At 61.4% G+C, this 25,279-nt stretch carries 27 protein-coding genes, 1 tRNA gene and 1 pseudogene; 16 read left to right on the forward strand and 13 right to left on the reverse strand.

Translation table 11 applies throughout. The features are described from left to right. Positions 1 to 81: 81 nt before the first annotated feature. Positions 82 to 1,272 carry a glutamine-hydrolyzing carbamoyl-phosphate synthase small subunit gene (carA, locus tag BN32_RS02190; RefSeq protein ID WP_019195609.1) on the reverse strand — a complete coding sequence of 397 codons (1,191 nt, stop codon included), beginning with the start codon at positions 1,270 to 1,272 and terminating at the stop codon, positions 82 to 84. Positions 1,273 to 1,429: 157 nt separating this feature from the next. On the opposite strand from carA, the gene BN32_RS02195 reads away from it, so the two are divergent. The 4 genes from BN32_RS02195 to BN32_RS02210 all read left to right on the forward strand — a co-directional run bounded on the left by BN32_RS02195 (position 1,430) and on the right by BN32_RS02210 (position 6,238). After that, positions 1,430 to 3,022 (forward strand): AMP-binding protein, encoded by a 1,593-nt coding sequence (locus BN32_RS02195; protein ID WP_019195610.1) that lies wholly within the window; start codon positions 1,430 to 1,432, stop codon positions 3,020 to 3,022. 157 nt (positions 3,023 to 3,179) lie between these two features. Next, positions 3,180 to 3,881, forward strand: coding sequence for an alpha/beta fold hydrolase (locus BN32_RS02200; protein ID WP_040425859.1), 702 nt, complete (start codon positions 3,180 to 3,182; stop codon positions 3,879 to 3,881). A gap of 86 nt (positions 3,882 to 3,967) precedes the next feature. Next, entirely contained in the window at positions 3,968 to 4,423 is a 456-nt protein-coding gene (locus BN32_RS02205) for a GatB/YqeY domain-containing protein (protein ID WP_019195612.1), read from the forward strand. Between the two features lie 204 nt (positions 4,424 to 4,627). Next, on the forward strand, positions 4,628 to 6,238 hold the full coding sequence (locus tag BN32_RS02210; protein WP_019195613.1) for an acyl-CoA synthetase: 1,611 nt from the start codon (positions 4,628 to 4,630) through the stop codon (positions 6,236 to 6,238). Positions 6,239 to 6,280: 42 nt separating this feature from the next. Here BN32_RS02210 and BN32_RS02215 read toward each other — a convergent pair whose 3' ends face one another. The 5 genes from BN32_RS02215 to BN32_RS02235 form a co-directional block, all read right to left on the reverse strand. Continuing rightward, entirely contained in the window at positions 6,281 to 6,631 is a 351-nt protein-coding gene (locus BN32_RS02215; RefSeq protein ID WP_040425860.1) for an endonuclease domain-containing protein, read from the reverse strand. A 73-nt stretch (positions 6,632 to 6,704) separates the two neighbouring features. Next, positions 6,705 to 7,229, reverse strand: a complete 525-nt coding sequence (locus BN32_RS02220; RefSeq protein WP_019195615.1) for an SRPBCC family protein — start codon at positions 7,227 to 7,229, stop codon at positions 6,705 to 6,707. Continuing rightward, the gene (locus BN32_RS02225; RefSeq protein WP_019195616.1) at positions 7,229 to 7,690 is read right to left on the reverse strand and encodes an SRPBCC family protein; all 462 of its coding nucleotides are present in this window, start codon (positions 7,688 to 7,690) and stop codon (positions 7,229 to 7,231) included. Before BN32_RS02225 ends, BN32_RS02220 begins: the two co-directional genes overlap by 1 nt. A 37-nt stretch (positions 7,691 to 7,727) precedes the next feature. Then, the gene (locus BN32_RS02230) at positions 7,728 to 8,189 is read right to left on the reverse strand and encodes an SRPBCC domain-containing protein (RefSeq protein ID WP_019195617.1); all 462 of its coding nucleotides are present in this window, start codon (positions 8,187 to 8,189) and stop codon (positions 7,728 to 7,730) included. After that, positions 8,182 to 8,496, reverse strand: coding sequence for an ArsR/SmtB family transcription factor (locus BN32_RS02235; protein WP_019195618.1), 315 nt, complete (start codon positions 8,494 to 8,496; stop codon positions 8,182 to 8,184). Before BN32_RS02235 ends, BN32_RS02230 begins: the two co-directional genes overlap by 8 nt. A gap of 131 nt (positions 8,497 to 8,627) precedes the next feature. On the opposite strand from BN32_RS02235, the gene BN32_RS02240 reads away from it, so the two are divergent. Further along, positions 8,628 to 9,242 carry a LysE family translocator gene (locus tag BN32_RS02240; protein ID WP_019195619.1) on the forward strand — a complete coding sequence of 205 codons (615 nt, stop codon included), beginning with the start codon at positions 8,628 to 8,630 and terminating at the stop codon, positions 9,240 to 9,242. 2 nt (positions 9,243 to 9,244) lie between these two features. Further along, positions 9,245 to 10,222 carry a DUF3592 domain-containing protein gene (locus tag BN32_RS02245; protein ID WP_019195620.1) on the forward strand — a complete coding sequence of 326 codons (978 nt, stop codon included), beginning with the start codon at positions 9,245 to 9,247 and terminating at the stop codon, positions 10,220 to 10,222. Between the two features lie 115 nt (positions 10,223 to 10,337). Here the strand turns inward: BN32_RS02245 and BN32_RS02250 are convergent, their stop codons facing one another. Beyond that, positions 10,338 to 11,150 (reverse strand): N-formylglutamate amidohydrolase, encoded by an 813-nt coding sequence (locus BN32_RS02250; RefSeq protein ID WP_019195621.1) that lies wholly within the window; start codon positions 11,148 to 11,150, stop codon positions 10,338 to 10,340. Positions 11,151 to 11,262: 112 nt separating this feature from the next. Here BN32_RS02250 and BN32_RS02255 point away from each other — a divergent pair, with 112 nt between their 5' ends. The 3 genes from BN32_RS02255 (at position 11,263) to BN32_RS02265 (ending at position 13,531) form a co-directional block, all read left to right on the forward strand. Continuing rightward, positions 11,263 to 12,153 carry a transglutaminase family protein gene (locus BN32_RS02255; protein WP_040425861.1) on the forward strand — a complete coding sequence of 297 codons (891 nt, stop codon included), beginning with the start codon at positions 11,263 to 11,265 and terminating at the stop codon, positions 12,151 to 12,153. Between the two features lie 158 nt (positions 12,154 to 12,311). Further along, positions 12,312 to 13,133: a transglutaminase-like domain-containing protein gene (locus BN32_RS02260; protein WP_040425862.1), complete on the forward strand. Its 822-nt coding sequence runs from the start codon at positions 12,312 to 12,314 to the stop codon at positions 13,131 to 13,133. A gap of 5 nt (positions 13,134 to 13,138) precedes the next feature. Beyond that, on the forward strand, positions 13,139 to 13,531 hold the full coding sequence (locus tag BN32_RS02265; RefSeq protein WP_019195624.1) for a gamma-glutamylcyclotransferase family protein: 393 nt from the start codon (positions 13,139 to 13,141) through the stop codon (positions 13,529 to 13,531). A gap of 2 nt (positions 13,532 to 13,533) precedes the next feature. Here BN32_RS02265 and BN32_RS02270 read toward each other — a convergent pair whose 3' ends face one another. The 3 genes from BN32_RS02270 to BN32_RS02280 are packed head-to-tail and all read right to left on the reverse strand — an operon-like array spanning position 13,534 to position 14,817. Beyond that, positions 13,534 to 14,157: a cysteine hydrolase family protein gene (locus tag BN32_RS02270; protein ID WP_019195625.1), complete on the reverse strand. Its 624-nt coding sequence runs from the start codon at positions 14,155 to 14,157 to the stop codon at positions 13,534 to 13,536. A 14-nt stretch (positions 14,158 to 14,171) separates the two neighbouring features. Next, complete coding sequence (locus BN32_RS02275) at positions 14,172 to 14,540, reverse strand: BrnA antitoxin family protein (protein WP_019195626.1); 369 nt, start codon at positions 14,538 to 14,540, stop codon at positions 14,172 to 14,174. Then, positions 14,527 to 14,817: a BrnT family toxin gene (locus BN32_RS02280; protein ID WP_019195627.1), complete on the reverse strand. Its 291-nt coding sequence runs from the start codon at positions 14,815 to 14,817 to the stop codon at positions 14,527 to 14,529. Before BN32_RS02280 ends, BN32_RS02275 begins: the two co-directional genes overlap by 14 nt. 248 nt (positions 14,818 to 15,065) lie before the next feature. Between BN32_RS02280 and dnaG the strand changes: the two genes are divergently transcribed. The 5 genes from dnaG to BN32_RS02305 all read left to right on the forward strand — a co-directional run bounded on the left by dnaG (position 15,066) and on the right by BN32_RS02305 (position 21,476). Beyond that, positions 15,066 to 17,090: a DNA primase gene (dnaG, locus tag BN32_RS02285; protein WP_019195628.1), complete on the forward strand. Its 2,025-nt coding sequence runs from the start codon at positions 15,066 to 15,068 to the stop codon at positions 17,088 to 17,090. A 231-nt stretch (positions 17,091 to 17,321) separates the two neighbouring features. Further along, complete coding sequence (rpoD, locus tag BN32_RS02290) at positions 17,322 to 19,466, forward strand: RNA polymerase sigma factor RpoD (RefSeq protein WP_019195629.1); 2,145 nt, start codon at positions 17,322 to 17,324, stop codon at positions 19,464 to 19,466. A gap of 305 nt (positions 19,467 to 19,771) precedes the next feature. After that, positions 19,772 to 20,254 (forward strand): helix-turn-helix domain-containing protein, encoded by a 483-nt coding sequence (locus BN32_RS02295; RefSeq protein ID WP_019195630.1) that lies wholly within the window; start codon positions 19,772 to 19,774, stop codon positions 20,252 to 20,254. A gap of 14 nt (positions 20,255 to 20,268) precedes the next feature. Beyond that, positions 20,269 to 20,373 (forward strand) — tRNA-OTHER (locus tag BN32_RS02300). 104 nt (positions 20,374 to 20,477) lie between these two features. Continuing rightward, positions 20,478 to 21,476, forward strand: coding sequence for a hypothetical protein (locus BN32_RS02305; protein ID WP_040425359.1), 999 nt, complete (start codon positions 20,478 to 20,480; stop codon positions 21,474 to 21,476). 9 nt (positions 21,477 to 21,485) lie between these two features. On the opposite strand, the pseudogene BN32_RS26670 reads toward BN32_RS02305, so the two are convergent. Then, a pseudogene (locus tag BN32_RS26670) lies at positions 21,486 to 21,626 on the reverse strand (short-chain dehydrogenase); the annotation flags it as partial. Between the two features lie 127 nt (positions 21,627 to 21,753). Here BN32_RS26670 and mbfA point away from each other — a divergent pair. Then, positions 21,754 to 22,731 carry an iron exporter MbfA gene (gene mbfA / locus BN32_RS02310; protein WP_019195634.1) on the forward strand — a complete coding sequence of 326 codons (978 nt, stop codon included), beginning with the start codon at positions 21,754 to 21,756 and terminating at the stop codon, positions 22,729 to 22,731. Positions 22,732 to 22,737: 6 nt separating this feature from the next. Here mbfA and BN32_RS02315 read toward each other — a convergent pair whose 3' ends face one another. Beyond that, positions 22,738 to 23,589, reverse strand: a complete 852-nt coding sequence (locus BN32_RS02315) for an SDR family NAD(P)-dependent oxidoreductase (RefSeq protein ID WP_019195635.1) — start codon at positions 23,587 to 23,589, stop codon at positions 22,738 to 22,740. 350 nt (positions 23,590 to 23,939) lie between these two features. Between BN32_RS02315 and BN32_RS02320 the strand changes: the two genes are divergently transcribed. Beyond that, positions 23,940 to 24,740, forward strand: coding sequence for a lytic murein transglycosylase (locus tag BN32_RS02320; protein ID WP_019195636.1), 801 nt, complete (start codon positions 23,940 to 23,942; stop codon positions 24,738 to 24,740). Positions 24,741 to 24,751: 11 nt separating this feature from the next. Here the strand turns inward: BN32_RS02320 and BN32_RS02325 are convergent, their stop codons facing one another. Beyond that, positions 24,752 to 25,207: a DUF6647 family protein gene (locus BN32_RS02325; protein WP_019195637.1), complete on the reverse strand. Its 456-nt coding sequence runs from the start codon at positions 25,205 to 25,207 to the stop codon at positions 24,752 to 24,754. Positions 25,208 to 25,279 lie beyond the last annotated feature (72 nt).

Raw genomic sequence — 25,279 nt, forward strand, 5'->3', positions numbered from 1 at the left:
GTCGGGATCACCGGGACATAGGCAAGCGGAAGCGACGCCGTTCTTCGAACGGCTATGCCCGGTGATGACAGGTGGCCTAGCTCACGCCCGCTTCTTGTCGCGCATCAGGTCGGTGAAACGCCTGAACAGATAGTGCGAGTCGCGCGGGCCGGGTGAGGCCTCGGGATGGTACTGCACCGAGAACACCGGCTTGTCTTCCAGCGCGATGCCGCAGTTCGAGTCGTCGAACAGCGAAATATGCGTCTGGGTCACGTTGTTCGGCAGCGTGGTCTTGTCCACCGCAAAGCCGTGGTTCATCGAGGTGATCTCGACCTTGCCGGTCGTGAGGTCCTTCACCGGATGGTTCGCGCCGTGATGGCCCTGATGCATCTTCATGGTCTTGCCGCCAAGGGCGAGGCCGAGCATCTGGTGGCCGAGGCAAATCCCGAAGGTCGGTGTGCCGGACTCGATCACTTTCTTGATGACGGGCACGGCATATTCGCCGGTCGCCGCCGGATCGCCGGGGCCGTTCGACAGGAACACGCCGTCCGGCTTCATCGCCAGAATATCTTCCGCGGATGTTTTCGCCGTCACGACCGTGACCTTGCAGCCTTCGCCCGCCAGCAGGCGCAGAATATTGCGCTTGATGCCGTAGTCGATCGCGACGACGTTGAATTCCGGCTTGTCCTGCTTGCCGAATCCCTTGTCCCATTCCCACGGCGTCTCATCCCAGGTGAAACGCTGGGCGCTGGTCACCATCGGCACGAGGTCCATGCCCTCGAGGCCGGGCCATTCGCGCGCTTCCTCCTTGAGGCCGTGCAGATCGAACTTGCCGTCCTTCGCGTGCGCGATCACGGCGTTCGGCATGCCCTTGTCGCGGATCAGCGCGGTCAGCGCCCGGGTATCGATGCCGGAGAGACCGATAATGCCGCGCGCCTTCAGCCATGTATCGAGATGTTTGGCGGCGCGATAGTTCGACGGATCGGTAATGGCTGCGCGTAAAATCACGCCGCGCGCGCCCGGCGTTGCCGCCATATTCACCGTTTCGATGTCTTCGTCGTTGGTTCCGACATTTCCGATATGGGGAAATGTGAAGGTAATGAGCTGCCCGGCATAGGATGGATCGGTGAGGATTTCCTCATAACCGGTCATCGCTGTGTTGAAGCAGACCTCGCCAACGGCCTGACCTTCCGCGCCAAGGCCGAAGCCTTCCAGCACGGTGCCATCGGCAAGCACGAGGAGCGCGGTCGGTTTATGGTCCGGCCAGGCTGAGGAATTATCTGATGTCGTCATAAGTGCATCACATAACCTCTGTGCCGCGGCGCGTCAAAGGCAGAAGCGCCGGAAATTTATGTCATTTGCACATATTTGACACCCGGCGAGCGCTCCCTAATCTGCGCCCCCATGCGGCCACTGCGACATAACGAGCCGCAAGGCAGGAGACCTATCCATGAGCTCGACGGGCACTCCGCTGGATTTGGGCCAGCTTCATTCCGGTGGAACCATCGGCAATATGATCGTCAACGCGGTGGGGCGGTTCGGTGACCGGCCCGCGCTCGCTGACGGCAAGGTGCGGTGGAGTTACCGCGAACTCGGCGACACCATTGGCCGCTTCATCACGCTGTTTCGCTCGCTCGGGCTGAAGAAAGGCAGCGCGCTGTCGGTTCTGGCGAGCAACCGCGCCGAATCCTGGGCTGCGATCTGCGCCGCGCTTGTGATGGGTATCCGCTACACGCCGCTGCATCCCATGGCGGCGGAAGACGATCACGCCTTTATCATCGAGGACGCCGAGATCGATCTCCTGATCGTGGAGGGCGCGAAGTTCGGTCCGCGCGGCCTCGCGATCAAGAGCCGCGTGCCCGGCCTCAAGAATTTGTATTCGATCGGGCCGATGGAGGGCGTGCGCGATATCATGCCGGATCTCGCCAAGGCCGAGGCAGCGCCGCTGGTGGATCAAAGCGAGGCCCACGAGATCGCTTTCCTTGCCTATACCGGCGGCACCACCGGCCGCTCCAAGGGCGTGATGCTGCCGCATCGCGCGCTGATGACCATGACGCTGTTGCTGTTTGCGGACTGGGACTGGCCGCAGGACATCCGCTTCCTCGCCGCGACCCCGATCAGCCACGCAGCGGGCGTCACGCTGTTCCCGGTGATGATGCGCGGCGGCCTGATGCGGCTCGTGCAGGGCTTCGAGCCGGAGGTCTATGCCGGCGTTGTGGCCGCCGAGAAGATCAACTCGACCTTCCTTGTGCCCACGCTCATCTACGCGCTGATCGATAACGAGGATCTGCGCAAGCGCCACGACCTGTCGTCGCTGGAGATGATCGTCTATGGCGCCGCGCCGATGTCGCCGGATCGCCTGCTGGAAGGCATGAAGATTTTCGGCAAGGTGTTCGTGCAGCTTTACGGCCAGACCGAAGCGCCGCAGATCATCACCTCGATGCGCAAGATCGATCACGACGAAACCAGGCCCGCGCGGCTCGGATCGTGCGGGCGCGCAAGTCCCGGAGTCGATGTAAAACTGTTCGATGCGGACATGCGCGAGGTCGCGATCGGCGAGCCGGGCGAGATCTGCGTGCGCGGGCCGCTGGTCATGGACGGCTACTGGAAGCGTCCCGAGGCCAACGCCGAAACCCTCAAGGGCGGCTGGCTGCACACCGGCGACGTCGCGGTGAAGGACGAGGAAGGCTACTTCTATATTGTCGACCGCACCAAGGACATGATCATCTCCGGCGGCTTCAACATCTATCCGCGCGAGGTCGAGGATGCGCTGATGTCGCATCCGTCGGTTGCCTCCGCCGCCGTGATCGGAATTCCTGACGACAAGTGGGGCGAGGCGGTGAAGGGCTTTGTGGTGCTGAAGCCCGGCGCCAATTCCGGCGTCGCCGAACTGCAGGCCCACGTCAAGGACAAGCGCGGCGCGCCGTGGTCGCCCAAGACCATCGATTTTGTCGAGGTCATCCCGGTCACGGGGCTCGGCAAGATCGACCGCAAGGCGCTGCGTGCGCCTTACTGGGAAGGCCGCAAGCGCGGCGTGGCGTGAAGGAAGTTCAACAGGATGTCATGCGCGGGCTTGACCCGCGCATCCATCTTAAGTGCAGGAATCTTTCAAGAAGGATGGATTGCCGGGGCATAGGCGAGCGGAAGCGATCCCGTTCTTCGAACGGCTATGCCCGGCAATGACAGAACTGGATGTTCACATGCTAAACTCGCTTCCCGTCGTGCTCGTGCCCGGCCTTGCGTGCTCGCCGCGGATCTATGATCCGCAGATCCCCGCCCTGTGGCGGCAGGGGCCGGTGTTTATCGCCAACCATGCGCGCGGCGGCGACATGGCCGCGATTGCGCGGCGGATTCTCGCCGAAGCGCCATTGCGCTTCGCACTCGCGGGTCATTCGATGGGCGGCTACATCGTATTGGAGATGTTCCGGCAGGCGCCCGAGCGCGTCGCGCGGCTGGCGCTGCTGAACACCTCGGCGCGGCCCGAAGCGCCGGAAGTTTCCGAGAAGCGGCGGGCGATGATCGCTGAGGTGAAGCAGGGCGGCTACCGTGCGGTGATGGACCGCATGTTTGCAAACTTCGTGCATCCCGCGCTGGCGCGCGACGAGCACCTTCACCGCATTGTACTCGATATGGCCGACGACGTCGGTCCCGATGCCTTCGTCTGGCAGGTTGAGGCGATCATGACGCGGGCGGATTCGCGGCCGACGCTCGCGACCATCAAGTGCCCGACGCTGGTCCTCACCAGCGATACCGACAACATGGTTCCGACCGATGCATCGGTCGAGATCGCCAACGGCATTGCGGGCGCGAAGCTGGTCACTATTCAGGATTGCGGTCATCTCACGCAGCTCGAGAAACCGCAGGAGGTGACGGATGCGCTGCTCGACTGGCTCGAGATGTAACCCTGTCGGTTGTGCGGACCCGCAAAACGCCCTAAATCAACGGCAATTGGATTGGAAGCGGCCGATTTGCCGCGAGGGAGAGACCGATGCTGCGCGATGACATCAACAACGCCGTCAAGGATGCGATGAGAGCGAAGGACGAGCGCAAGCTCTCGACGCTGCGCATGATCAATTCGTCGCTGAAGAATGCCGATATCGAGGCGCGCGGGCAGAGCAAGCCGCCGCTCAGCGACGAAGACATCCTCGGGTTGCTGCAGAAGATGATCAAGCAGCGCCAGGAATCGGTCGAGCTTTACGACAAGGGCGGCCGCCCCGAACTTGCGGCGCAGGAGCGCGAGGAGATCGCGGTCATCTCGGCCTATCTGCCCAAGCAGATGTCCGAAGATGAAGTGAAGGCCGCAATCGCCGCCGTCGTGAGCGAGACCGGCGCAGCCAGCATGAAGGACATGGGCAAGGTGATCGCGGCATTGAAGGCGAAATACGCGGGCCAGATGGATTTCGGCAAGGCCAGCGGTCTGGTGAAGGCCGCGCTGACGGGGTGACATTCGAAGAACATCACCCCACCCGACTGGCCTACGGCCAGCCACCCTCCCCATCAAGGGGAGGGATAAGAGATGCGGCGGCATCTCGTTCTTTTTTTCTCCCTCCCCCTTGTGGGGAGGGTCGGCGCGAAGCGCCGGGGTGGGGGTTTTTCGCGAGGACATCGATTATCTGGTGAAGGCTGACAACAAGCGCGAAGGCCCAACATGCTCACCGAAACCGACAACTACGACGACCTCTACAAAAATTTCCGCTGGGACATTCCGGCGGCGTTCAACATCGCGACAGATTGCTGCGACCGTTATGCCGACGGCTCGGGCCGGCTAGCACTCATTTATGCCGATGAAGACGGCAGCACGCAGAAGCTGTCGTTTGACGAGATCAGCGCGCTGTCGAAAAGTTTCGCCAATGTGCTGAAGGCCGACGGCCTTGTGCGCGGCGATCGTGTCGCGGTGTTCCTGTCGCAGTCGGTGGAACTGCCGATCGCGCACCTCGCCGCGTTCCGATCCGGTCTGGTCTCGGTGCCGCTGTTCACGCTGTTCGGCGAGGACGCGCTGGAGTTCCGGCTTTCCAACAGCGGCGCCAAGGCCGTCATCACCGATGAGGGCGGCTGGGACAAGCTGTCGAAGATCCGCGACCGGCTGCCGCATCTGCAGGACATCTATGTCACCAGCGGCGCGATTCATGCCGGCGCGAAATCGTTCTGGCAGGCGATCGAGGACGCCTCGGAGAATTTTCCGACCGTCCCGACCAGTCCGGACGATCCGGCGATCATCATTTACACGTCGGGCACGACCGGAAACCCGAAAGGCGCACTTCACGCCCATCGCGTGCTGCTCGGCCACCTGCCGAATGTTGAAATGGCGCACGACTTCCTGCCGAAGCCTGGCGACCTGATGTGGACGCCGGCGGACTGGGCCTGGATCGGCGGACTGTTCGATGCGCTGTTTCCGGCCTGGTATCACGGCGTGCCGATGCTCGGGCATCGCGCCAAAAAGTTCGAGCCGCAGGCGGCGATGCAACTGATGGCCGATCACGGTGTCCGCAACGTGTTCCTGCCGCCGACCGCGCTGAAGCTGATGCGTCAGGCCGACGTCAAGCATTCCGGGGTGAAGCTGCGCAGCATTTTCAGCGGCGGTGAATCCCTCGGTGCCGAACTGATCGAGTGGGTGCGCGCCACCTTCGGCGTCAATGTCCATGAAATCTACGGCCAGACCGAATGCAATCTGGTGCTCGCCAACAACTCGGCGCTGTTCCCGATCAAGCCGGGGTCGATGGGCAAGCCGTCGCCGGGCTTTGATGTGCGCATCGTCAACGAGCGCGGCGAGGAACAGCCGCGCAATGCGCGCGGCATCGTCGGCGTGCGTGCGCCGAACCCCTGCATGATGCTTGAATACTGGAAGAACCCGGATGCGACCGCGAAGAAATATGCCGGCGGTTTTCTGCTGACCGGCGATCTCGGCGTGCAGGATGACGACGGGTACTTCTGGTACGTCAGCCGCGAGGACGACGTCATCACCAGCGCTGGTTACCGGATCGGCCCGGCGGAAATCGAACACACCCTGATGAAGCACCCGGCGGTGGCGATGTCCGCCGTGGTCGGCATTCCCGATCCGATCCGCACCGAGGCGATCAAGGCGTGGATCGTGCTGCGTCCGGGATTCGCGGCGAGTGATGCACTGGCGAAGGACATTCAGGACTTCGTCAAGGTGCAGCTCGCTGCGCACGAATATCCGCGCCACATCCAGTTCGCGGACACCTTGCCGATGACGGCCACCGGCAAGGTGTTGCGGCGCGAATTGCGGGAATTGGGGTAGGGGCTTCTTCTCCCTCCCCCTTGTGGGGAGGGTCGACCGGCGTTAGTCGGTCGGGGTGGGGGGATTCAACTCTGAGAGAATTCTCTCCATCACGCCTTCAAGATTCCGGTCGATGCCGGAATTCCAGAAGCGCAAGATGCGGTATCCTTGCGAGGCGAAGAACGCGTCGCGCCGCGCATCTCGTTGGCTTTCGCGAACCAAACCGTGCTGGCCACCGTCAACTTCGATCAGGATTCTATTTCTGAAACACGCGAAGTCCACAATGTAGGTGGCTATCGGGGCTTGCCTGCGGAAATGTTGACCGAGAGGTTTCAGCGCGCGAAGCCTGTTCCACAGTTTGGCTTCCTGCGGAGTGAGCCGTTTTCGGAGCTGCCGCGCGTTCTCGTTGGCCACGAGTTCGTTGCTCACCCCACCCGGCTGACTTTCGGTCAGCCACCTCCCCATCAAGGGGAGGGAGATCATCGCATCATTTCGGCAATTCCGGAACCTTCACACCCATCCGCTTCAGCGCCTCCAGCATCCGCTTCGGCGGCTCCATCTGGATCACCTGCGGCTTGCCGGTTTCGAGCACGCTCTTCAGGCTGGACAGGATCGCCGGCCATCCCGCGCGGCCGCCCGAGAGAATGTCCTCGCTGATCTCGCGGTCATTGGCCTCGGACATGGTCAGGCGAACAGAGTCACCCGACCGTTCGATCTCGTAGGTCACCAGCGTCTCGCCGAGCGCCTCGACGAGGCCGGGCCAGTTGACGTTGAAGGTGATGACCAGCTTGCGCGGCGGATCGTAGGCGATGACCTCGCCGCTGATGTGGACCGATCCGTCCGGTGCACGGAGCACGAAGGCGCCGCCGACCTTCTCCTCGACCTCGACGCCGAAGCCTGAGAAGTACCGCCTGCTGAATTCAGCGGAGGTCAGCGCTTCCCACACCTTCTCGGGCGTCGAGGCGATGTAGATGGTGTAGACGAGCGAAGGCTTGAACTTGCCGATATCCATCATGCGCTCTCTGCGTCGCAGGCTTCCGTGAAGACCAGAGGCTTGCCGGTTTCAAGAATGCTCTTGAGGCTGGACAGGACGAGTGGCCATCCGCCGGAGATGCTGGGCAAGGTCTTGCTGCCCTCCGCGAAGCCCTCGTGCGTGACGGTGAGCTTGACCGCGTTGTTTTCCTGTTCGAGCACGAACGTGACGCGCGACGGCCGCTCCTTGATCATGTCCTCGTCGAAAACCGAATGCCAGCTGTAGACCAGCCGGCGCGGCGGGTCGGATTCGAGGATGACGCATTCGTTCACCACCTTGCCGCCCTTGTGCATTTGCATGGGGGAGCCGACCTTCCAGTCCGAGTGCAGGCTGCATCCGAACCAGTAGCTCAGCGTGAACTCCCTGTCGGTCAGGGCATGCCAGAGCTTGTCCGGCGTGGTCTTGATGTAGGTGGTGTAAATGAATTCAGGCTTACTCATCACGCTTCTCCTCGATGTTTCCAGTTGACCAGCTCAATTAGCCGGCGCGTTTCCAGAGCTTTGTTGTCATCGGCATGGCCGATCCGGATTCGAGCAGGCTCTTGAGGCTGGATAGAACCGCCGGCCAGCCTGCCGAGATGCCGCGCAGGCCTTCCTCGGTGAGATCGGTGTGGGTGACGGTCAGCCGCACCGCATCCATGAATTCATCGATGGCGAATGTGACTTTCGATATCTTGTCGGGATCGCCCGCGTCCGCAGGTGGCGCCCATGTCAGGACCAGACGATGCGGCGGCACGCTTTCGACAATAGTTCCGGTCACCGCGACGTCGGATGGATCGTCATAGTTTTCGTGCCGCCATGACGCGCCCTCCGCCCAATCCGAGGCATTGCGACGGCGGCCCCAGAATTCCTTCGTCATTTCGGGATTCTTCAGCGCCTCCCACACCTTCTCGGGCGTGGTCTGGATGTAGATGGTGTAGACGAATTCAGGCTTACTCATCACGCTTCTCCAGTTGACGTTTTAGCTCGCCGAGCGCGACCAGCTTGGCGCGCTCGAATTTCCTGATCCATCGTTCGCCGATTTCGTGGATCGGCACGGGGTTGAGATAGTGAAGCTTCTCGCGGCCATGCTTCAGCGTGGTGACGAGGTTTGCCGCCTCCAGAATCCCGAGATGCTTGGTCACGGCCTGCCGCGTCATGGCGAGGCCGTCGCAGAGTTCGAGCAACGTCTGTCCGTTGCGGGCGTGAAGCCGGTCCAGCAATGAGCGCCGCGATGCATCCGCCAGTGCCTTGAAGACCTCATCCATGGTCAGGATAATAGGCAACCAAATGGTTGCATGTCAAGCTGGCGTTCAGATCATTTTTGCGCGGCGTTTGAACCGCTTGCATTTCCGCGGCGGCTCACTCTTTGATGCCGGCCTGTGCATCGGGGATTTTCATGTCGCTTCAGGTCTATCTCGCCTACGTCGCCGCCTGCGTCGCGCTCGCGATCCTGCCGGGTCCGATCGTCACCCTCGTGATTGCCAACGGTCTGCGCTACGGCACGCGCGCGGCGCTCACCAACATTGCCGGGGCGCAGGTGGGCCTTGTGATCATCATCGGCATTATTGCGGTCGGCCTGACGTCGCTGATGGCCACGATGGGTTACTGGTTCGAATGGGTGCGGTTTGCCGGCGCGGCCTATCTCGTCTGGCTCGGCATCAGGTTGTTTCTGTCGAGCGGCGCGATGTCGGCAACGGATGCGCCGCCGCCGCCGCGCGGCGGATTTTTCCTGCAGGGATTTCTGGTCCTGCTGAGCAATCCGAAGGTGCTGGTGTTTTTCGGCGCGTTCATTCCGCAGTTCGTCGACATGCAGCAGGATCACCTGCCGCAGGTGGTGGTGCTCGGTGTTACGTTCACGGTGATCGCGGCGCTGACCGACGGGGCCTATGCGCTGCTGGCCGGACGCGCGGGCAAGATCCTTTCGGCGCGGCGCGTGCGGCTGGTGTCGCGCATCTCCGGCGGCTTCATGATCGGCGGCGGCATCTGGCTTGCGCTGACGCGTGCGAGGTAACGATGCTGCCGGATATTCCGTGGTTCGTTTACGCGATGCTGCTGGCGCCGGTCGGCCTCATCGTGTTCGCCGCGATCTACAAATATCTGGAGGTCCGCGCCGCGAGCGACTGGCCGAGCACGCCGGGCAAGGTCGTCGTCTCGAAGCCCGAAGTGCGGCAGGTCAAGGTGATCGACAGCGACCGCGAGGTCGGGCATCGCTTCGAGGAACGCGATTTCGCCAACGTCACCTACGAGTACTCCATCGCCGGACAGGTCTATCGCTGCAACCGCGTCACCATCGGCGAGGATCGCGGGAATTTCGAGGTGGCGGAGACCATCGCGCGCTATCCCGTCGGCAAGTCCGTGACCGTCTATTACAATCCGAACAAGCGGAGCGAAGCCGTGCTTGAGCGCGACATGCCCAAGGGCATGTGGGGCTGCCTCGGCTGGATGGTGGTGATCGCGGTCATTCTGGTGTTCGGCTCCGCGATCGGTTTTCACAAGCTGACCGATTTTGTTTCGACCAAGCTCACCAATCCCGAAATGTCGGGCATGACGGTGGCCTTGGGTGCGTTCGGTGCGGCGATCGCGCTGTTCGCGCTGGGGCTCCATCGTCAGGCGTCGCTCGCGAAAAAATGGCCGGTGGTGCAGGGCAGGATCAAGACATCAGGCCTGGAGCAATTCCGCGGCAAGGCCGACGAGGGTCGCTCGCGCGGACCGATCATGTTCAAGGCGAAGATTTCCTACACCTACCGCTACCAGAACGCTGAATACACCGGCTTCGTGGCCAGTATGAGCGGACAGGTCGCTTCCACCTCCGACTGGGGTGTGCAGCGTTTCGTCAAGAAGTATCGCGACGGCCAGACCGTCGATGTCTACGTCAACCCGCAAAATTCGTCCGAAGCAGTGCTGGAGCCGCGCGTCACCGCTGCATGGGTTCTGTGGCTGTCCGCCATCGCGATCTGGGGCGTGGCGTATTATGTCGCGGTCAACGGGTAGGCGAGATTAATTGGGATCGAGTGGGCTGCAGTTTTCTTACCTCTCCCGCGAGCGGGGAGAGGGGGGTGGATCGCGGTTGCAAAGTGATCACGCTTAGTATTCGTTCATCTGCGCGTCACTCGGCCGGCATCAGCTTTCTGGCGTGCAGCGTCTCTTCGATCTCGCGCAGGACTCGCGCCAGCCGCTCCGCCCATTGATGCTGGCCGGACTGGTCGTCGATCAGATCCTGACGGATCTCGATGCCGGTGTGCATCAGGCCGCGCTGTTCGCCGTGCACCGGGATGGTGTAGTCGGTTGCGTCGCTGACCGCATAGGGTTCGTTGTCGCCGACCACGAGATCGCCCTCGTGGCGCAGCCTGTCCCGCAACAGATGCGGCAGCCGGTCGTCGCGATGATACAGCGTGCCGATGTGCCAGGGGCGGGCGATGCCGGCATAGACCGGCGTGAAGGAATGCAGCGACACCAGAATGGTCGGCAGTCCCTGCGCCTTGCGCTGATCCAGCGCCTGCGCGATCCGCGCGTGATAGGGCGCGAACACCGCCTGCCGGCGCGCGGTCACCTGTTCATGGTTGAGCCCGCCGTTGCCGAGAATTTCCGTCGCCTCGCTGATCAGCGGGATCGAGCCGGGGCTGTCGAACGGCCGGTTGCAGTCGATTACCAGGCGCGAATAGCGCTGCGCGATCAGGTGGACGTCCATTTCCTTCGCAAGCCACGTCGCGACCTCGGCGATGCCGATATCCCGCGCGATATGGCGTTCATGTTCGCCGGCGTGCACGCCGAGATCGCCGAGCGCGCGCGGGATCAGCCGGCCGTAATGATCGCAGGTGAAGAAGAACGGCGAGCGGCTCCCGGCATTTTCCTCGAGAACCGGGGGAACTTCGTCGTCCTCAAGGAGTCGTCGTGTGTCGCTCGTTTCGTGCACGGTCATCGTCTGATTGTTGCCTAGCGCTGTGGCATCCAAGCCCAACAATGAGCCGGAAGTGCAGCAGAAATAGCATGTACGATCTAAGCACATGAGTATAGCCGCCGCGAACGCCACGATGCCTTTGCTGACGATTCACCACAAGACCGAGTATCGCTACGACCGCCCGGTGGCGTTCGGCGAGCACCGGGTCATGCTGCGTCCGCGTGACGGCCATGACATTCATGTGCTGTCGGAGCGGCTCGATATTTCGCCGCAACCGTCCTCGCTGCGCCGCATTCACGATGTGTTCGGCAACAGCGTCGCGATTGCCGACTTCGACACCGAGTCGGACCGGCTGGTGTTCGATTCGACGGTCACCGTCGAACACTATCCGCTTGAGAACATCGAACTGATGCCGGATGACGACGCCTACTATTACCCCTTTGCCTACGACCACGACGAACTGACCGACCTGGCGTCGTCGATGACGCCGCAATACAGCGATCCCGAAGGCGAGCTGGCGGCATGGGCGCGGCAGTTTCTGAGCGACGGAAGCCGGACCAGAACGCTGGACCTGCTGATCGGCATGACCCACGGCGTGCGGCAGTCGTTCGGCTATCGCAAGCGCCACGAACAGGGCACCCAGCATCCGCTCGATACGCTCAGCATCGGCTCAGGCACCTGCCGCGATTTCGCACTGTTCATGATGGAGGCGCTGCGCCGCCTCGGCGTCGCGTCGCGCTTCGTCAGCGGCTATATCTTCATCCCCGGCGACGAGGCCCATGGCTACGTCGGCGGCGGCTCGACCCACGCCTGGGTGCGGGCCTATCTGCCGGGCGCGGGCTGGGTGGAGTTCGATCCCACCAATGGCATCGTCGGCAGCCGCGATCTCATTCGTGTCGCGGTGGCGCGCGATCCGCATCAGGCGATCCCGCTTCACGGCACATATTTGGGACCGGCCGACGCCCATCTCGGGATGGATGTCACCATCCATGTTCTCTCTGTCGGTGAAGAAATGAAGCACTAGTGTGGTGGTTCGCAAGTCCATTTTTACAGCTCGTTCCTTTGCAAACTTGCGAACCAAAACCACACTAAAATTATAGTTTTCTGGTGTCCTTTAGAATCCGAAGTTCGCTACGGAGGATGCTGCAAAATGAGGCGAACTTCGGATTCAGGACACCAGGCATGCTGATCCGGGTCGGATTCGAGATTTCCTACGGCGCTGTGGCGGAGACGCCGATGGTGGTCATGCTGCGGATTCATCCCTCGCGCGCGAAGGATATTGTCGGCGAGGAGACCATCATCACAGAACCGGATGTCCGCATCCGTTACTATCACGACACTTTCGGTAACATCTGCGGGCGGCTCACCGCGCCGCCGGGCGGCATCACGTTTCGGGGCGATGCGCTGGTGCGCGACACCGGCTTGCCCGATGCGGTCGTGCCCGAGGCGGAGCAGTTGCCGATCGAGCAGTTGCCCGACGAGGTGCTGCTCTATCTGATGGCGAGCCGCTATTGCGAAACCGACCGGCTGACGGATTTTGCCTGGTCGCAGTTCGGCAATACGCCGCCCGGATGGCAGCGCGTGCAGGCGATCAATGCGTGGGTCCACAATCATGTGCGATTCGATTACCAGCAGGCGCGTCCGACCAAATCGGCCTTCGATGTGTTTCAGGAGCAGCAGGGTGTCTGCCGCGACTTCGCGCATCTGGCGCTGACATTGTGCCGCTGCATGAACATTCCGGCGCGGTACGTCACCGGCTACATGGGCGACATCGGGATTCCCTATGATCCGGCGCCGATGGATTTGTCGGGCTGGTACGAGGTCTATCTCTCGGGTAAGTGGTACACATTCGATGCGCGCCACAACAAACCGCGTATCGGCCGCATCCTGATGGGCACCGGCCGCGACGCGGCCGATGTCGCGCTGTCGACCAACTTCGGGCCGATGGTACTGAACAAGTTCGTCATCATCAGCGATGAGGTCATTGAAGCAAACGCGAGCTAACCGCGATGACCGAGCGTCTGTTCGTCTATGGCACCCTCAGGCGCGGCTCCCGGCATCCGTTGGCAGAGCAGTTGGCGGCCAAGGCCAGTTATCTCGGCGAGGCGCGCCTCAACGGCCGGCTCTATCGCATCACGCATTATCCCGGCGCGGTCGCGTCCAGCCAGCCCGGCGAGTGGGTTCTAGGGGACGTCTATGTCCTGCTGGATCCCGGTTTTCTGACCGCGCTGGACCGGTACGAAGGCTGCGCCCCCAGCGACGCCAAGCCGACGCAGTATCTGCGGCAGCTTCAGAGCGTGGCACTGTCCGACGGCACCGCCGTCGAGGCCTGGACCTACATCTACAACTGGCCGGTCGGGAAACTCGACCGGATCATGTCGGGCCGCTTCGAAGACGCGTAGTCTCAGGCCACCGCCTGCGCCGAAGCCGCGAGCGCCGCTGTGTCTTTCACGACAATCGCGAAACGATCCGCCAGTTCGGACAAAGCAACGCGATGCACCACGCTGGCCGGGATCGTGCCGCCGAGCGGATCGGGAAGGTCGCGGGTCGCGGTCGCGTTGGCGACGACCGTTGTGCGGTATTTCAGGTCGAGCGCGGCGCGCGCGGTGGCGCTGACGCACATATGGGTCATGAAGCCCGCCAGGATCAGTTCGGAACGGCCGGTGCTTCTCACCAGCGCGTCGAGATCGGTGCCTGCGAAGGCATTCGGCAGGTTCTTGCGCACCACCACTTCACCCGCAGCCGGCGTCAGCAATTGGATGATGGGGGCATAAGGCCCGTCCTCGGCGAACAGCGGGCGGCCCGCAGGCGCATGCTGCACAATATGGAACACCGGAACGCCCTGCGCGCGCGCCAGCTTCAGCAGTTTGGCGGCTTCCACAATGGCGGCATCGACGCCGTCCAGCGGCAGGCTGCCCTTGGTGTATTCGAGCTGGGCGTCGATGATCACGAGGGCGGACTTGTCGAGCGCGCTCGGATGCAGCGGCGCGCCGGCGATCTGGAGCAGGGATTTCGGGGCAGGGGCCATGGATGCTTTCAGATTTATGCTGATTTCTTGGGATTTTTCTTTTGGTCCATATAGGACCGCAGCACCGCGTTCATACGGCGTTGATAACCTTCACCACCTTTTTTGAAGAAGTCGAGAACATCTTCATCGACGCGAATGGAGATGGCTTTCTTTTTTGCCGGAATGACGAAAACAGTATTTGACCAGTCGACGTCCTTGAACTCGGCCCAGTCGGGATCGTTCGCGATCGAGGCATCGACCTCTTCGTCAGTCATGGCGCCGAGGCGCGCCAAGTCAGTCTGGCTTTTCTTGCGTTCCAAGCGCCCATCGGCATGCTCGATAATGCGCGTGCCGTCGGGCAGGGAGGCAACGAGTGTTACGATGTCTTCTTCAGATTTGCTCATAGCGTTCTCGCTCATGTTTGCGCGCGCGCCGTGCTGAGATGATCCGTAAATTTTGCCCCCGTGGCGTGAAAATAATTGCCACGATGACGCCCTTTATCTTTCCCACAGTGACGTAGCGCGCTTCGTATTCGGGATGTTTGGAGCGATAGGTGTATTGTCCGGGATCATTCATAACCTCGGGAGCATCGAGAAAATCGATGCCGTGTTTCTCGATGTTGAACCGGCGCTCGGTTTCATCCCATTCCAATGCACGTCTGCGAAATTCGTCGTCTGCCATATGCGGCCCCACCTCGTACGAAGTGCCATCTTCATCGCCCTGTTCTCCCAAGGGTGTGGTGGTCGGGGCTTTGCCTCTGTAGACGATGTGTGTATATACATTTGTATTTGGCGCAAATCAAGGCCGGTCTGGTGTGAATAGCCGGGACAATTGCGTTTCATTCGCGCGAGGTCTCCTTCGGACCTATATCCATGATCGGTTGGCAAACCCCCGAGTCTCAAACTTTCGAGCCTTAACTTTCGAGTCTCATGCGCTTCACGCCCCAATTTCTCGACGAACTGCGCGCCCGGCTTCCGGTTTCGGAAGTCGTGGGCAAGCGCGTGAAGTTGAAGCGGGCGGGCAAGGAGTGGAAGGGACTGTCGCCGTTCCATCAGGAGAAGACGCCGTCCTTCACGGTCAACGACCAGAAGGGTTTTTACCACGACTTCTCCAGCAACAAGCACGGCGACATCATCTCCTTCGTGATGGAAACCGAAGGCGTCGGTTTTCCCGAAGCGGTCGAGCGCCTCGCCTCGATGGCGGGGATGCCTTTGCCGGCGGTGACGCCCGATGCCGCGCGCCACGAGCAGCGCCGCAAGACGCTGTACGACGTGATGGACCTCGCCGCGAAGTTCTTCGCCGACACGCTGGCGTCGCGCAACGGCGCCAAGGCGCGCGGCTATCTCGGCGACCGTGCGATTTCGCCGGCGACGCAATTGCAGTTTCGTCTGGGTTACGCGCCCGGTGAACGGTTTGCACTGAAGGAGCATCTGGGCTCCCTCGGCATTCCGGTCGCGGACATGGTCGAGGCGGGACTTCTGATCGGCGGCGACGACATTCCGGTGCCGTACGATCGTTTCCGCGATCGCGTGATGTTTCCGATCACCGACGCGCGCAACCGCGTCATCGCCTTCGGCGGCCGTGCGCTGGAAAAGGACGTGCCCGCGAAGTATCTCAATTCGCCGGAAACGCCGCTGTTTCACAAGGGCGACAATCTCTACAACCTCGCCACTGCGCGGCAGGCCGCGCATGAAGGCGCGCCGCTGATTGCGGTGGAAGGTTATGTCGACGTGATCGCGATGGTCAGCGTCGGCTTCAACGCCAGCGTCGCGCCGCTCGGCACGGCATTGACCGAGAACCAGCTCGCGCTGCTGTGGAAGATGGCGGACGAGCCGATCCTGTGTTTCGATGGCGACGGCGCGGGCAAGCGCGCGGCGTTTCGCGCCGCGGACCTGGCGTTGCCGCATCTCAAGCCGGGAAAAAGTCTGCGTGTTGCGCTGTTGCCGGAAGGGCAGGACCCCGACGATCTTGCGCGCTCCGGCGGGCGCGGCGCGATCGAGGAAGTGATTGCGCAGGCAAAGCCGCTGGCGGAGATCGTGTGGTCGCGCGAGGTCGAAGGCGGCAGCTTCGCCACGCCCGAACGCCGCGCGGCGCTGGAAGCGCGGATCAACGAACTCACCAACGGCATCCGCGACGAAGTGGTGCGGCGCTATTACCGGCAGGATTTTTCCGAGCGGCTGCGCAATGCCTTCGCGCCTCAATCCGGCTACCGGGACGGCCCGCGCGGCGGCGGTTTCCGGGGCCAAAATCAGGGCGGGTTCGGCCGCGAATCAGGCCAGCGTTTTCAGCCGAGAGCGCCGTTTGCCCCCGGCGGGGCAGGCCGGAACGACGGCCGGGGTGGCCTATCCACAGGTCCGCGCACCATCAACCGCTCGCCCTATCAGGTCGCCAGCCCGCAGATGGCGGGCTCGTCGATCATGCGCGGACAGCGCAGTTCCCTGTCCCGGCGGGAGGCCCTGATCCTGCTGTCGCTGATCAATCACCCCTGGCTTTTGCACGATCACCTCGAGGAAGTTGCGGCCCTTGAACTCGCCCACCCCGAAGCCCACAGGCTACGGGCCGGGATCATCGGGGCTTTCTCAAATTATTCGCACACCGACGATCCGGCGGCAGAAAGCGCGCGGCTGCGGGCGAGCCTGGATCGGGCCGGATATTCCGAGCAAATTCAAAAGGTTGAGAGATCGCTCACCACCAAGAATGTGTGGGGGGCCCAGCCGGGCGCGGCTGAGGAGGATGTTCTGGCCACCTGGCATCAGCTGGTTGCCTTGCATCGCCAATGGCACTCCTTACTTAGAGAACTCAAGGATGCCGAACTGGCGCTTGGGCAAGACAGCAGCGAGAGAAACCTTTCCTGGCTGCGCGATGTGAAAGCCCGGCTTGCCGAAGTGGACGGCCTTGAGGCGCTGATCGAGGGTTTCGGCGAATCGTCGGGCCGGTTCCAGCGCAGGAGTTGACGAAACCGCCGCGGTGGGCCTTTAAAGCCTCCGCCAAGGCCTTAAAAAGACTCGCCAAACCGGGTTTTTACCCGCAAAAACAGGGTTAATCGAAGCTTAACGGCCTTCGGCCATACCTAGACCTTCGGCCCGGGTGGTGCCCTCAAAAGCGCCGCCCTTTCCGCATCAACGCGGTTTCAAATTCCACGCGGGCCACCGGCCCACGTCGTGAGCGTGTTTCAGGAGCAGTGAATGGCCATCAAGGCAAAGACGGCAGTGATCAAAGACAAGGACAAGGATCAAAAGGCCGCCGACACGCCTGAGAAGGACGGCGCGGACGCACCGTCTCCGTTGCTCGACCTGTCCGACGCCGCCGTCAAGAAGATGATCAAGCAGGCCAAGAAGCGCGGCTTCGTGACCTTCGATCAGCTTAACGAAGTGCTGCCCTCCGACACCACCTCGCCCGAACAGATCGAAGACATCATGGCGATGCTCTCCGACATGGGCATCAATGTCTCCGAGTCCGACGACGCCGCCGACGAAGACGAAGAGAAGCAGGAAGAGGCCGAGGACGAGACCGACAACGAGCTTGTCGAGGTCACCTCAAAGGCCGTCACCGAAACCAAGAAGTCCGAGCCGGGCGAGCGCACCGACGATCCCGTGCGCATGTACCTGCGCGAGATGGGCACCGTCGAACTGCTGTCGCGCGAGGGCGAAATCGCCATCGCCAAGCGGATCGAGGCCGGCCGCGAGGCGATGATCGCAGGGCTGTGCGAAAGCCCGCTGACCTTCCAGGCCATCATCATCTGGCGCGACGAACTCAACGAAGGAAAGATCTTCCTTCGCGACATCATCGACCTTGAAGCGACCTACGCCGGTCCCGATGCCAAGAACAACATGAACCCGGCGATGATCGCCGGCCCCGTCGGTCCCGATGGCCAGCCCACCAGCGCCATCATCAACGCCGACGGCACCGTGCAGGTGATGCCTGCGCAGGCCGCCGCCGCACCGGCCGCGCCGCCGTCGCCGACGCCGTTCCGTCCCGCGCCTGCCGCAGGCGACGCCGCAAAGGGCCCCGGCGAAGCCGCCGCCGAAGCGGACATGGACGAGGACGACGAGTTCGAAAACCAGATGTCGCTCGCGGCCATCGAGGCCGAACTGAAGCCGAAGGTGGTCGAGACCTTCGACAAGATCGCCAGCGAGTACAAGAAGCTGCGCCGCCTGCAGGAGCAGGACATCCAGAACCAGCTCCAGAACGAAACGCTCTCGCCGGCGCAGGAGCGCAAGTACAAGAAGCTGAAGGACGAAATCGTTGTCGAGGTGAAGTCGCTGCGGCTCAACCAGGCGCGCATCGATTCGCTGGTCGAGCAGCTTTACGACATCAACAAGAGGCTGGTGTCGTTCGAGGGCCGCCTGTTCCGTCTCGGCGACAGCCACGGCGTCGGCCGCGAAGACTTCCTGCGCAACTATCAGGGCTCGGAGCTCGATCCGCGCTGGCTCAACCGCGTCTCGAAACTGGCCGCCAAGGGCTGGAAGAATTTCGTCGCGGTGGAGAAGGACCGCATCAAGGAACTGCGCCACGAGATTCAGCAGCTCGCGGGCCTCACCGGCCTCGAGATCGGCGAATTCCGCAAGATCGTCCACGGCGTGCAGAAGGGCGAGCGCGAAGCCCGTCAGGCCAAGAAGGAAATGGTCGAGGCCAACCTGCGTCTCGTGATTTCCATCGCCAAGAAATACACCAACCGCGGTTTGCAGTTCCTCGATCTCATTCAGGAAGGCAACATCGGCCTGATGAAGGCGGTCGACAAATTCGAATATCGCCGCGGCTACAAGTTCTCGACCTACGCGACGTGGTGGATCCGTCAGGCCATCACCCGTTCGATCGCCGATCAGGCGCGCACCATCCGCATTCCGGTGCACATGATCGAGACCATCAACAAGATCGTGCGCACCTCGCGCCAGATGCTGAACGAGATCGGCCGCGAGCCGACCCCGGAAGAACTCGCCGAAAAGCTCGGCATGCCGCTGGAGAAGGTGCGCAAGGTTCTCAAGATCGCCAAGGAGCCGCTCTCGCTCGAAACCCCGGTGGGCGACGAGGAAGATTCGCATCTCGGCGATTTCATCGAGGACAAGAACGCCGTGCTGCCGATCGACGCGGCGATCCAGTCGAACCTGCGCGAGACCACGACCCGCGTGCTGGCCTCGCTGACGCCGCGCGAGGAGCGCGTGCTGCGCATGCGCTTCGGCATCGGCATGAACACCGACCACACGCTGGAAGAAGTCGGCCAGCAGTTCTCGGTGACCCGCGAACGTATCCGTCAGATCGAGGCGAAGGCGCTGCGCAAGCTGAAGCATCCGTCGCGGTCAAGGAAGCTGCGGAGCTTTCTGGATAACTAAGTCAATCGGTGAGATTTCATTGAGCAAACGGCGGATCGAAAGGTCCGCCGTTTTGCTTTGAAGAACGACGGCTTTCATGAATTGGGGGCCAAACAAAATTTTCCGGGAGACGTTGGTGTCTCGGTTCGGAGGACATATCTGTCTAGGCCTGGGAGCCGCAGATGTCCTACGAATTAGCACGTAGCGTCACGTAGCACTCAGTGACACAGCACGCAGCAGTACGTATAGGCACCTAGTCATATTTGTCCTCCCCTGAGTCACTGGACGGCCTTGTCGCTCAGATTATTTAGGAGCATATCGCAATCATGACCGAAGCAACCCCACCCACAGTTACGACCCCGGTGATTCCCTTCCCGAAGAAAACTTCGGGAAAGCGCGCCGAAGACAAGTGGTCGCCGCAAGTTTTAAAGCTAGGCTACACAGCGTTGCCTAACTTACTGCTCCGTGCTCAGGGAAAGCTAAAGATCAGCCCGCCGCAATTTAATGTCTTAGCCCAACTTTGCGAACACTGGTGGGAGGCTGACAAGTATCCTTTTCCAGCCAAGGATACGATCGCGCGGCGAATGGGTAAGAGTCCGCGCCAAGTCCAGCGCTATATCACTGAGCTTGAAGAGGCAGGCCTTATAAAAAGGGTTGAGCGCTTTAACGGCAAAAAATCGCAAGTGAACAATGGCTACCTGTTCAATGGTTTGATCAAGAAGTTGAAAGAGCTTGAGCCTGAGTTCAGCAAAGAAGTGGAACTCAAGAAACTTAGGAAAAAAAGATTGGAGACGGCCAAGGCAGGTTAATCGGCTTCCCAGATCGCGGCTTAGCTCAATGGATAGAGCCCTGCTTTCGATTTAGGTGGTACTCGCAAGACCAACCTAAAGGCAGGAGCGTGCGGGTTCAAGTCCCGCAGCCGCGGCCATATCTTTGCATTATCCGAAGGTGCTGCTGGATATTGACATTTTGGAGGAAGCCGAACGCAGAGTTTGGTTGGATTTTAGATTGCTCGCCTTGAAGGACTGATCAATGAAATGGAGGAAACGAACGCTGGATGAAATTGCCGACATGATCTGTGGCAATGGCGAAGGAGCGCCATTCGTCTATCGCAGTAGTTCCTATATCACTCGGTTTTTTCAAGATGCGGATACGGATTATGTTCACGATGGCTCAACTAGATACGCTTGGGTTTCGTCGGTTCTCGAACAGGTTCTTGCTGAATCTCATTCGGACGCTCAAACGCCTCCTGCAACATTTTGCCGGATAATTACCACGCTGATGGATATGGGGGATGCAACTAGCGGTGATCCCGAGCGCAAGGCTGCGCTTGCTAGGCTAAATATCTCTCTAGCGCGCGAAGGGTTTGAGGCTTTCTACGCGTCGGACATGAAGTGTTATCTCCGGCACATCGGTACTGGTACAATCGCGTTACCTGCAGCCAACCCGCATAGGCCCTTTTCGAAGGATGAGCTTATGCGTCGCGATCTTTTGATCTCTTATCTCGATAAAGCTTCGGAAGATGAGTTAATCGAGGAAGTGCTGATGCCGTTGTTTAGGCAGCTTGGCTTTCAGCGCATAACGGCGGCAGGTCACAAAGACAAAGCGCTAGAGTACGGCAAAGATATATGGATGCGATACACGTTGCCTACACAGCACGTCTTGTACTTTGGCTTACAAGTGAAGCGTGACAAGCTCGATGCATCTGGCGCGAGTAAAAGTGGAACAGCGAACGTTGCAGAGATACTAAATCAGACAACGATGATGCTTGGCCATGAAATCTTCGATCCTGAGACTAATCGGCGGGTGCTTGTAGATCACGCCTTTATTATTGCTGGAGGTGAAATAACAAAGGCCGCTAAGAATTGGTTGGGCGGGAAGCTTGACCAAACAAAACGAAGCCAAGTCATGTTTGTGGATCGCGAAGATATTCTAAATCTTTTCGTAGTAACGAATGTGGCTCTCCCATCGAAAGCCTTTCCTCTTTCGCCGGAAAAGCAGAATGTCTTCAACGATGATATTCCCTTCTAATCCGTTTTCCTATGCTTCCGAAAATTTCTTAAACCTCTCCGCATAATCCGGATGCCAGCGCGACAGCGGCGGGCGGTTCTCCACGATGTCGCCTGCGGCCCAGAGAATCCGTTTCTCGTCGAGCGCGCGCGGCACGTCGTTGTCCGGGCACGTTCCTTTGTACCAAAGCGCGTGAGCCATCGTTGCTGACAGGCATTTCCGGCAGCATCGACAGTTGCACCCCGCGCCCCACCACGCTAAAATCCAGTTTAGAATTATTCTAAATTGAGTTTTGGCCATGTTTCAGGGCTTCGCCGCGCGGCGGCAATTCAGCGATCTCTCCGAGGCCGAAGTGCTGGCGCTCGCCATCTCGTCGGAAGAGGACGATGCGCGCATCTACGCGACCTATGCCGAACAGTTGCGGTCGCAATATCCGGCGACGGCGGCGATGTTCGACGAGATGGCGGCGGAGGAAGACGGCCATCGCCAACTGCTGATCGACTCTTTCAAGAAGCGCTTCGGCCAGGTGATCCCGCTGATCCGGCGCGAGCATGTCGCGGGCTACTATTCGCGCCGGCCGATCTGGCTGGTGGAAAATCTTGGCCTCGAGCGCATCCGCGCGGAGGCCGAGCGGATGGAGGACGACGCCGCGAATTTCTACGTCCGCGCGGCGCAGGCCTCGACCGATCCCGACACGCGTAAACTGCTCGGCGATCTCGCCGCCGCCGAGCGTCAGCACGAGCACAAGGCGGAAGAGCTTCAAGTCACGACGCTTGCAGGCGGTGTGCGCGACGAGGAGGACCACAAGGCACGGCGTCAGTTCGTGCTGACATGGGTGCAGCCGGGCCTCGCGGGCCTGATGGACGGTTCGGTGTCGACGTTGGCGCCGATCTTCGCCACGGCCTTCGCGACACAATCGACGTCGACGACATTCACCGTCGGCCTTGCGGCGTCGGTCGGCGCCGGCATCTCGATGGGATTTACCGAAGCCGCCCATGACGACGGCGTCATCTCCGGGCGCGGATCTCCGCTGAAGCGGGGCCTCGCGTCGGGACTAATGACCACGGTCGGCGGCCTCGGCCACGCACTGCCTTATCTGATCCCGCAATTCTGGACCGCGACGGCGATCGCCGGGATCGTCGTGTTCTGCGAGCTGTGGGCGATCGCGTGGATTCAGAACCGCTATATGGAAACGCCGTTCCTGCGCGCGGCGTTTCAGGTGGTGCTCGGCGGCGCGCTGGTTCTCGCCGCCGGTATTTTCATCGGCAACGCTTAAGCGCGTTTACTTTACGTCCACAAATCTCTTGAACGCCTCCGCATAATCCGGATGCCAGCGTGATAGCGGCGGACGGTTCTCCACGATGTCGCCAGCGGCCCAGAGAATGCGTTTCTCGTCGAGCGCGCGCGGCACATCGTTGTCCGGGCAGAGAATGTAGAAGTCGCCGGCGGCAAGACGCTCCAGCATGAAATCCACCGTCTGCTCCGCCGTCCATGCGGCGGCGGGCTTTTCGGTGCGGTCACGCGCGGTCAGACCTGTGAACACAAAGCCGGGGATCAAGAGATGCGCGCTGATCTCGCAGCCCGGCGTGTTGCGCAGCTCGTGCTGCAGCGCCTCGGTGAACGCCTTCACGCCGGCCTTGGCGACATTGTAGGCGGGGTTGCCCGGCGGCGTGGTGATGCCCTGCTTGGAGCCGGTGTTGATGATCAGCCCCGGCCGCTTGCGCGCGATCATGCCGGGCGCGAACACCTGCGTGCCGTTGATGATGCCCCACAGGTTGACGCCAAGCATATGCTCCCATGTGCCGCGCGGGCCGAGGATGGTGCTCTCCGGTCCGATGCCCGCGTTGTTCATCAGCACGTCGGTGCCGCCGAACCGCCCAAGCACGGCGGCTTCGAGTTTTTCGATCTGCTCGCGATGGCTGACGTCAACCGCAAGCGACATGATGTCCTCGCTGCCGCCGGGGGCGACATAGGTGAGGAGTTCAGCCGCGCGGGCGAGCTTGTCGTCGTCGTGATCGGCGATGCAGACCTTCAGGCCGAGCTTTGCGAAATGACTGGCGGCGGCGAGACCGATGCCGGACGCGCCGCCGGTGATGACGGCGACGGCGTTCGGAACGAGGGCGGGATGGGGCACGTGACGTCTCCGGGATTGTGATGCCGAAGCGGGCGGGCGAAACAGCGCGGCTTTTGAGTTAGATTTGTTGTGAGCGGGACGATGTCGCACGCCACATCTTGGCGAGGATCAAGCCGGATCTGAGGCGCGCCTGGCGTAGCAGGGCGCGCGCAAGCTGGATAATGTCCCTTCATGGTTCTCGATGCGGCCGCCCATCCGTTTTCCGCCTCAAGAGTGGCGAGAACGCTACGAACCTTGAGCGGGGGTAGAACCGATCAGGTTCGCATGTCCTCTCAGGTCAGAACCGGCGTCATTGTTCGAACCTGAATCCCATGCCATCATCGATATGTATTCCATAACGGAGCTGTTTCATGCGCGTGTTCGCCGCCGTTCTCATTTCACTCCTTGTCTCCACCCCCGCCTTCGCCGCCCGCTGTGGCGGCGATTTCCAGACCTTTGTGTCAGCGATGTCGCAGGAAGCTGCAGCAGCGGGGATTTCGCAGGGCGTGATCTCGCAGGCGCTTAGCGGCGTGACGCAGGATCCGGCGGTGCTGTCGTTCGACCGCCGCCAGCGCGGCACCTTCAACAAGACCTTCGAGCAATACGTGGCGACCCGCGTCGGGTCAGGGCGCGTCAACACCGGCAAGGCGATGCTGCAGCGTCACGCTGCACTACTGTCGCGCGTCCAGCAGCGCTTCGGCGTGCCTCCGGAGATCATCGTCGCGATCTGGGGACTGGAGTCGGATTTCGGCAAGGGCGACATCGGCAAGATGCCGGTGATCCGTACGCTCGCGACCATGGCGCATGATTGCCGCCGCACCGAATTGTTTCAGGGCGAACTGCTCGCGGCCTTGAAGATCGTCCAGCGCGGCGATCTCCCGCTGCGCGATCTGGTCGGCGCCTATGCCGGCGAACTCGGCCAGACCCAGTTCCTGCCGTCGTCCTACATCAAGTACGGGGTGGACTTCGACGGCAACGGCCATGTCGACCTGCGCCACAGCGTGCCGGACGTGCTGGCCTCGACGGCAAACCTGCTCAAGACCGCCGGCTGGCGGGCGGGCGGCGATTATCACGAAGGCTCCGCGAATTTCGAGGCGATGCGCGAATGGAATCGCGCGACGATCTACCGCAAGACCATCGGCTATTTCGCGGATCGTCTCGCGGGACGGTGAGGGGCCCGATACTAGAATCCGCAGGACGTGCTGACTTTCAATGTGAACTTGTCGATCTCGAAGGCGTGCTCGAGGTCCTGCCCGAACAGCCCGAGCCATTTGTCCTGCGCGAGATAGGCAAGCTGCTCGCGCGCCGCCGGGCATTCGTACCTGATGCCGCCGATGTTCTGAAGGTGATGCACCATCTCGTGCACCAGCACCGACAGGTCGGCCGCCGTGCCGCCGGTCCATGTCAGGGGAAGAAAAATCGTCCGGTTGGCATCGTCGTAGATGGCGACGGTTTCGCGCGGGTCGAAGACGGGCGGCATGGCGGCGATGTCGTGCCGCGCCTCCACGTTGAATGCCTGATAGCGGATGGCCGTGATCCTGGCCTGGGAAACCAGTTCGATTTTCGGTTGCTCGCTCAGGGGCGGCAGGTTGAAGTTGGCTGAAAGCCAAAGCGCGATTGCGGTTAACAGGGCTGTCATATCGGGCGCTCCTGTCAGGGGTGACGACGGGCGCAGGCTATTCCCTGTTTCGGCTCGTGGATGTGGCGTGCT

Source organism: Afipia birgiae 34632 (assembly GCF_000308295.2).
GTDB classification, from domain to species: domain Bacteria; phylum Pseudomonadota; class Alphaproteobacteria; order Rhizobiales; family Xanthobacteraceae; genus Afipia; species Afipia birgiae.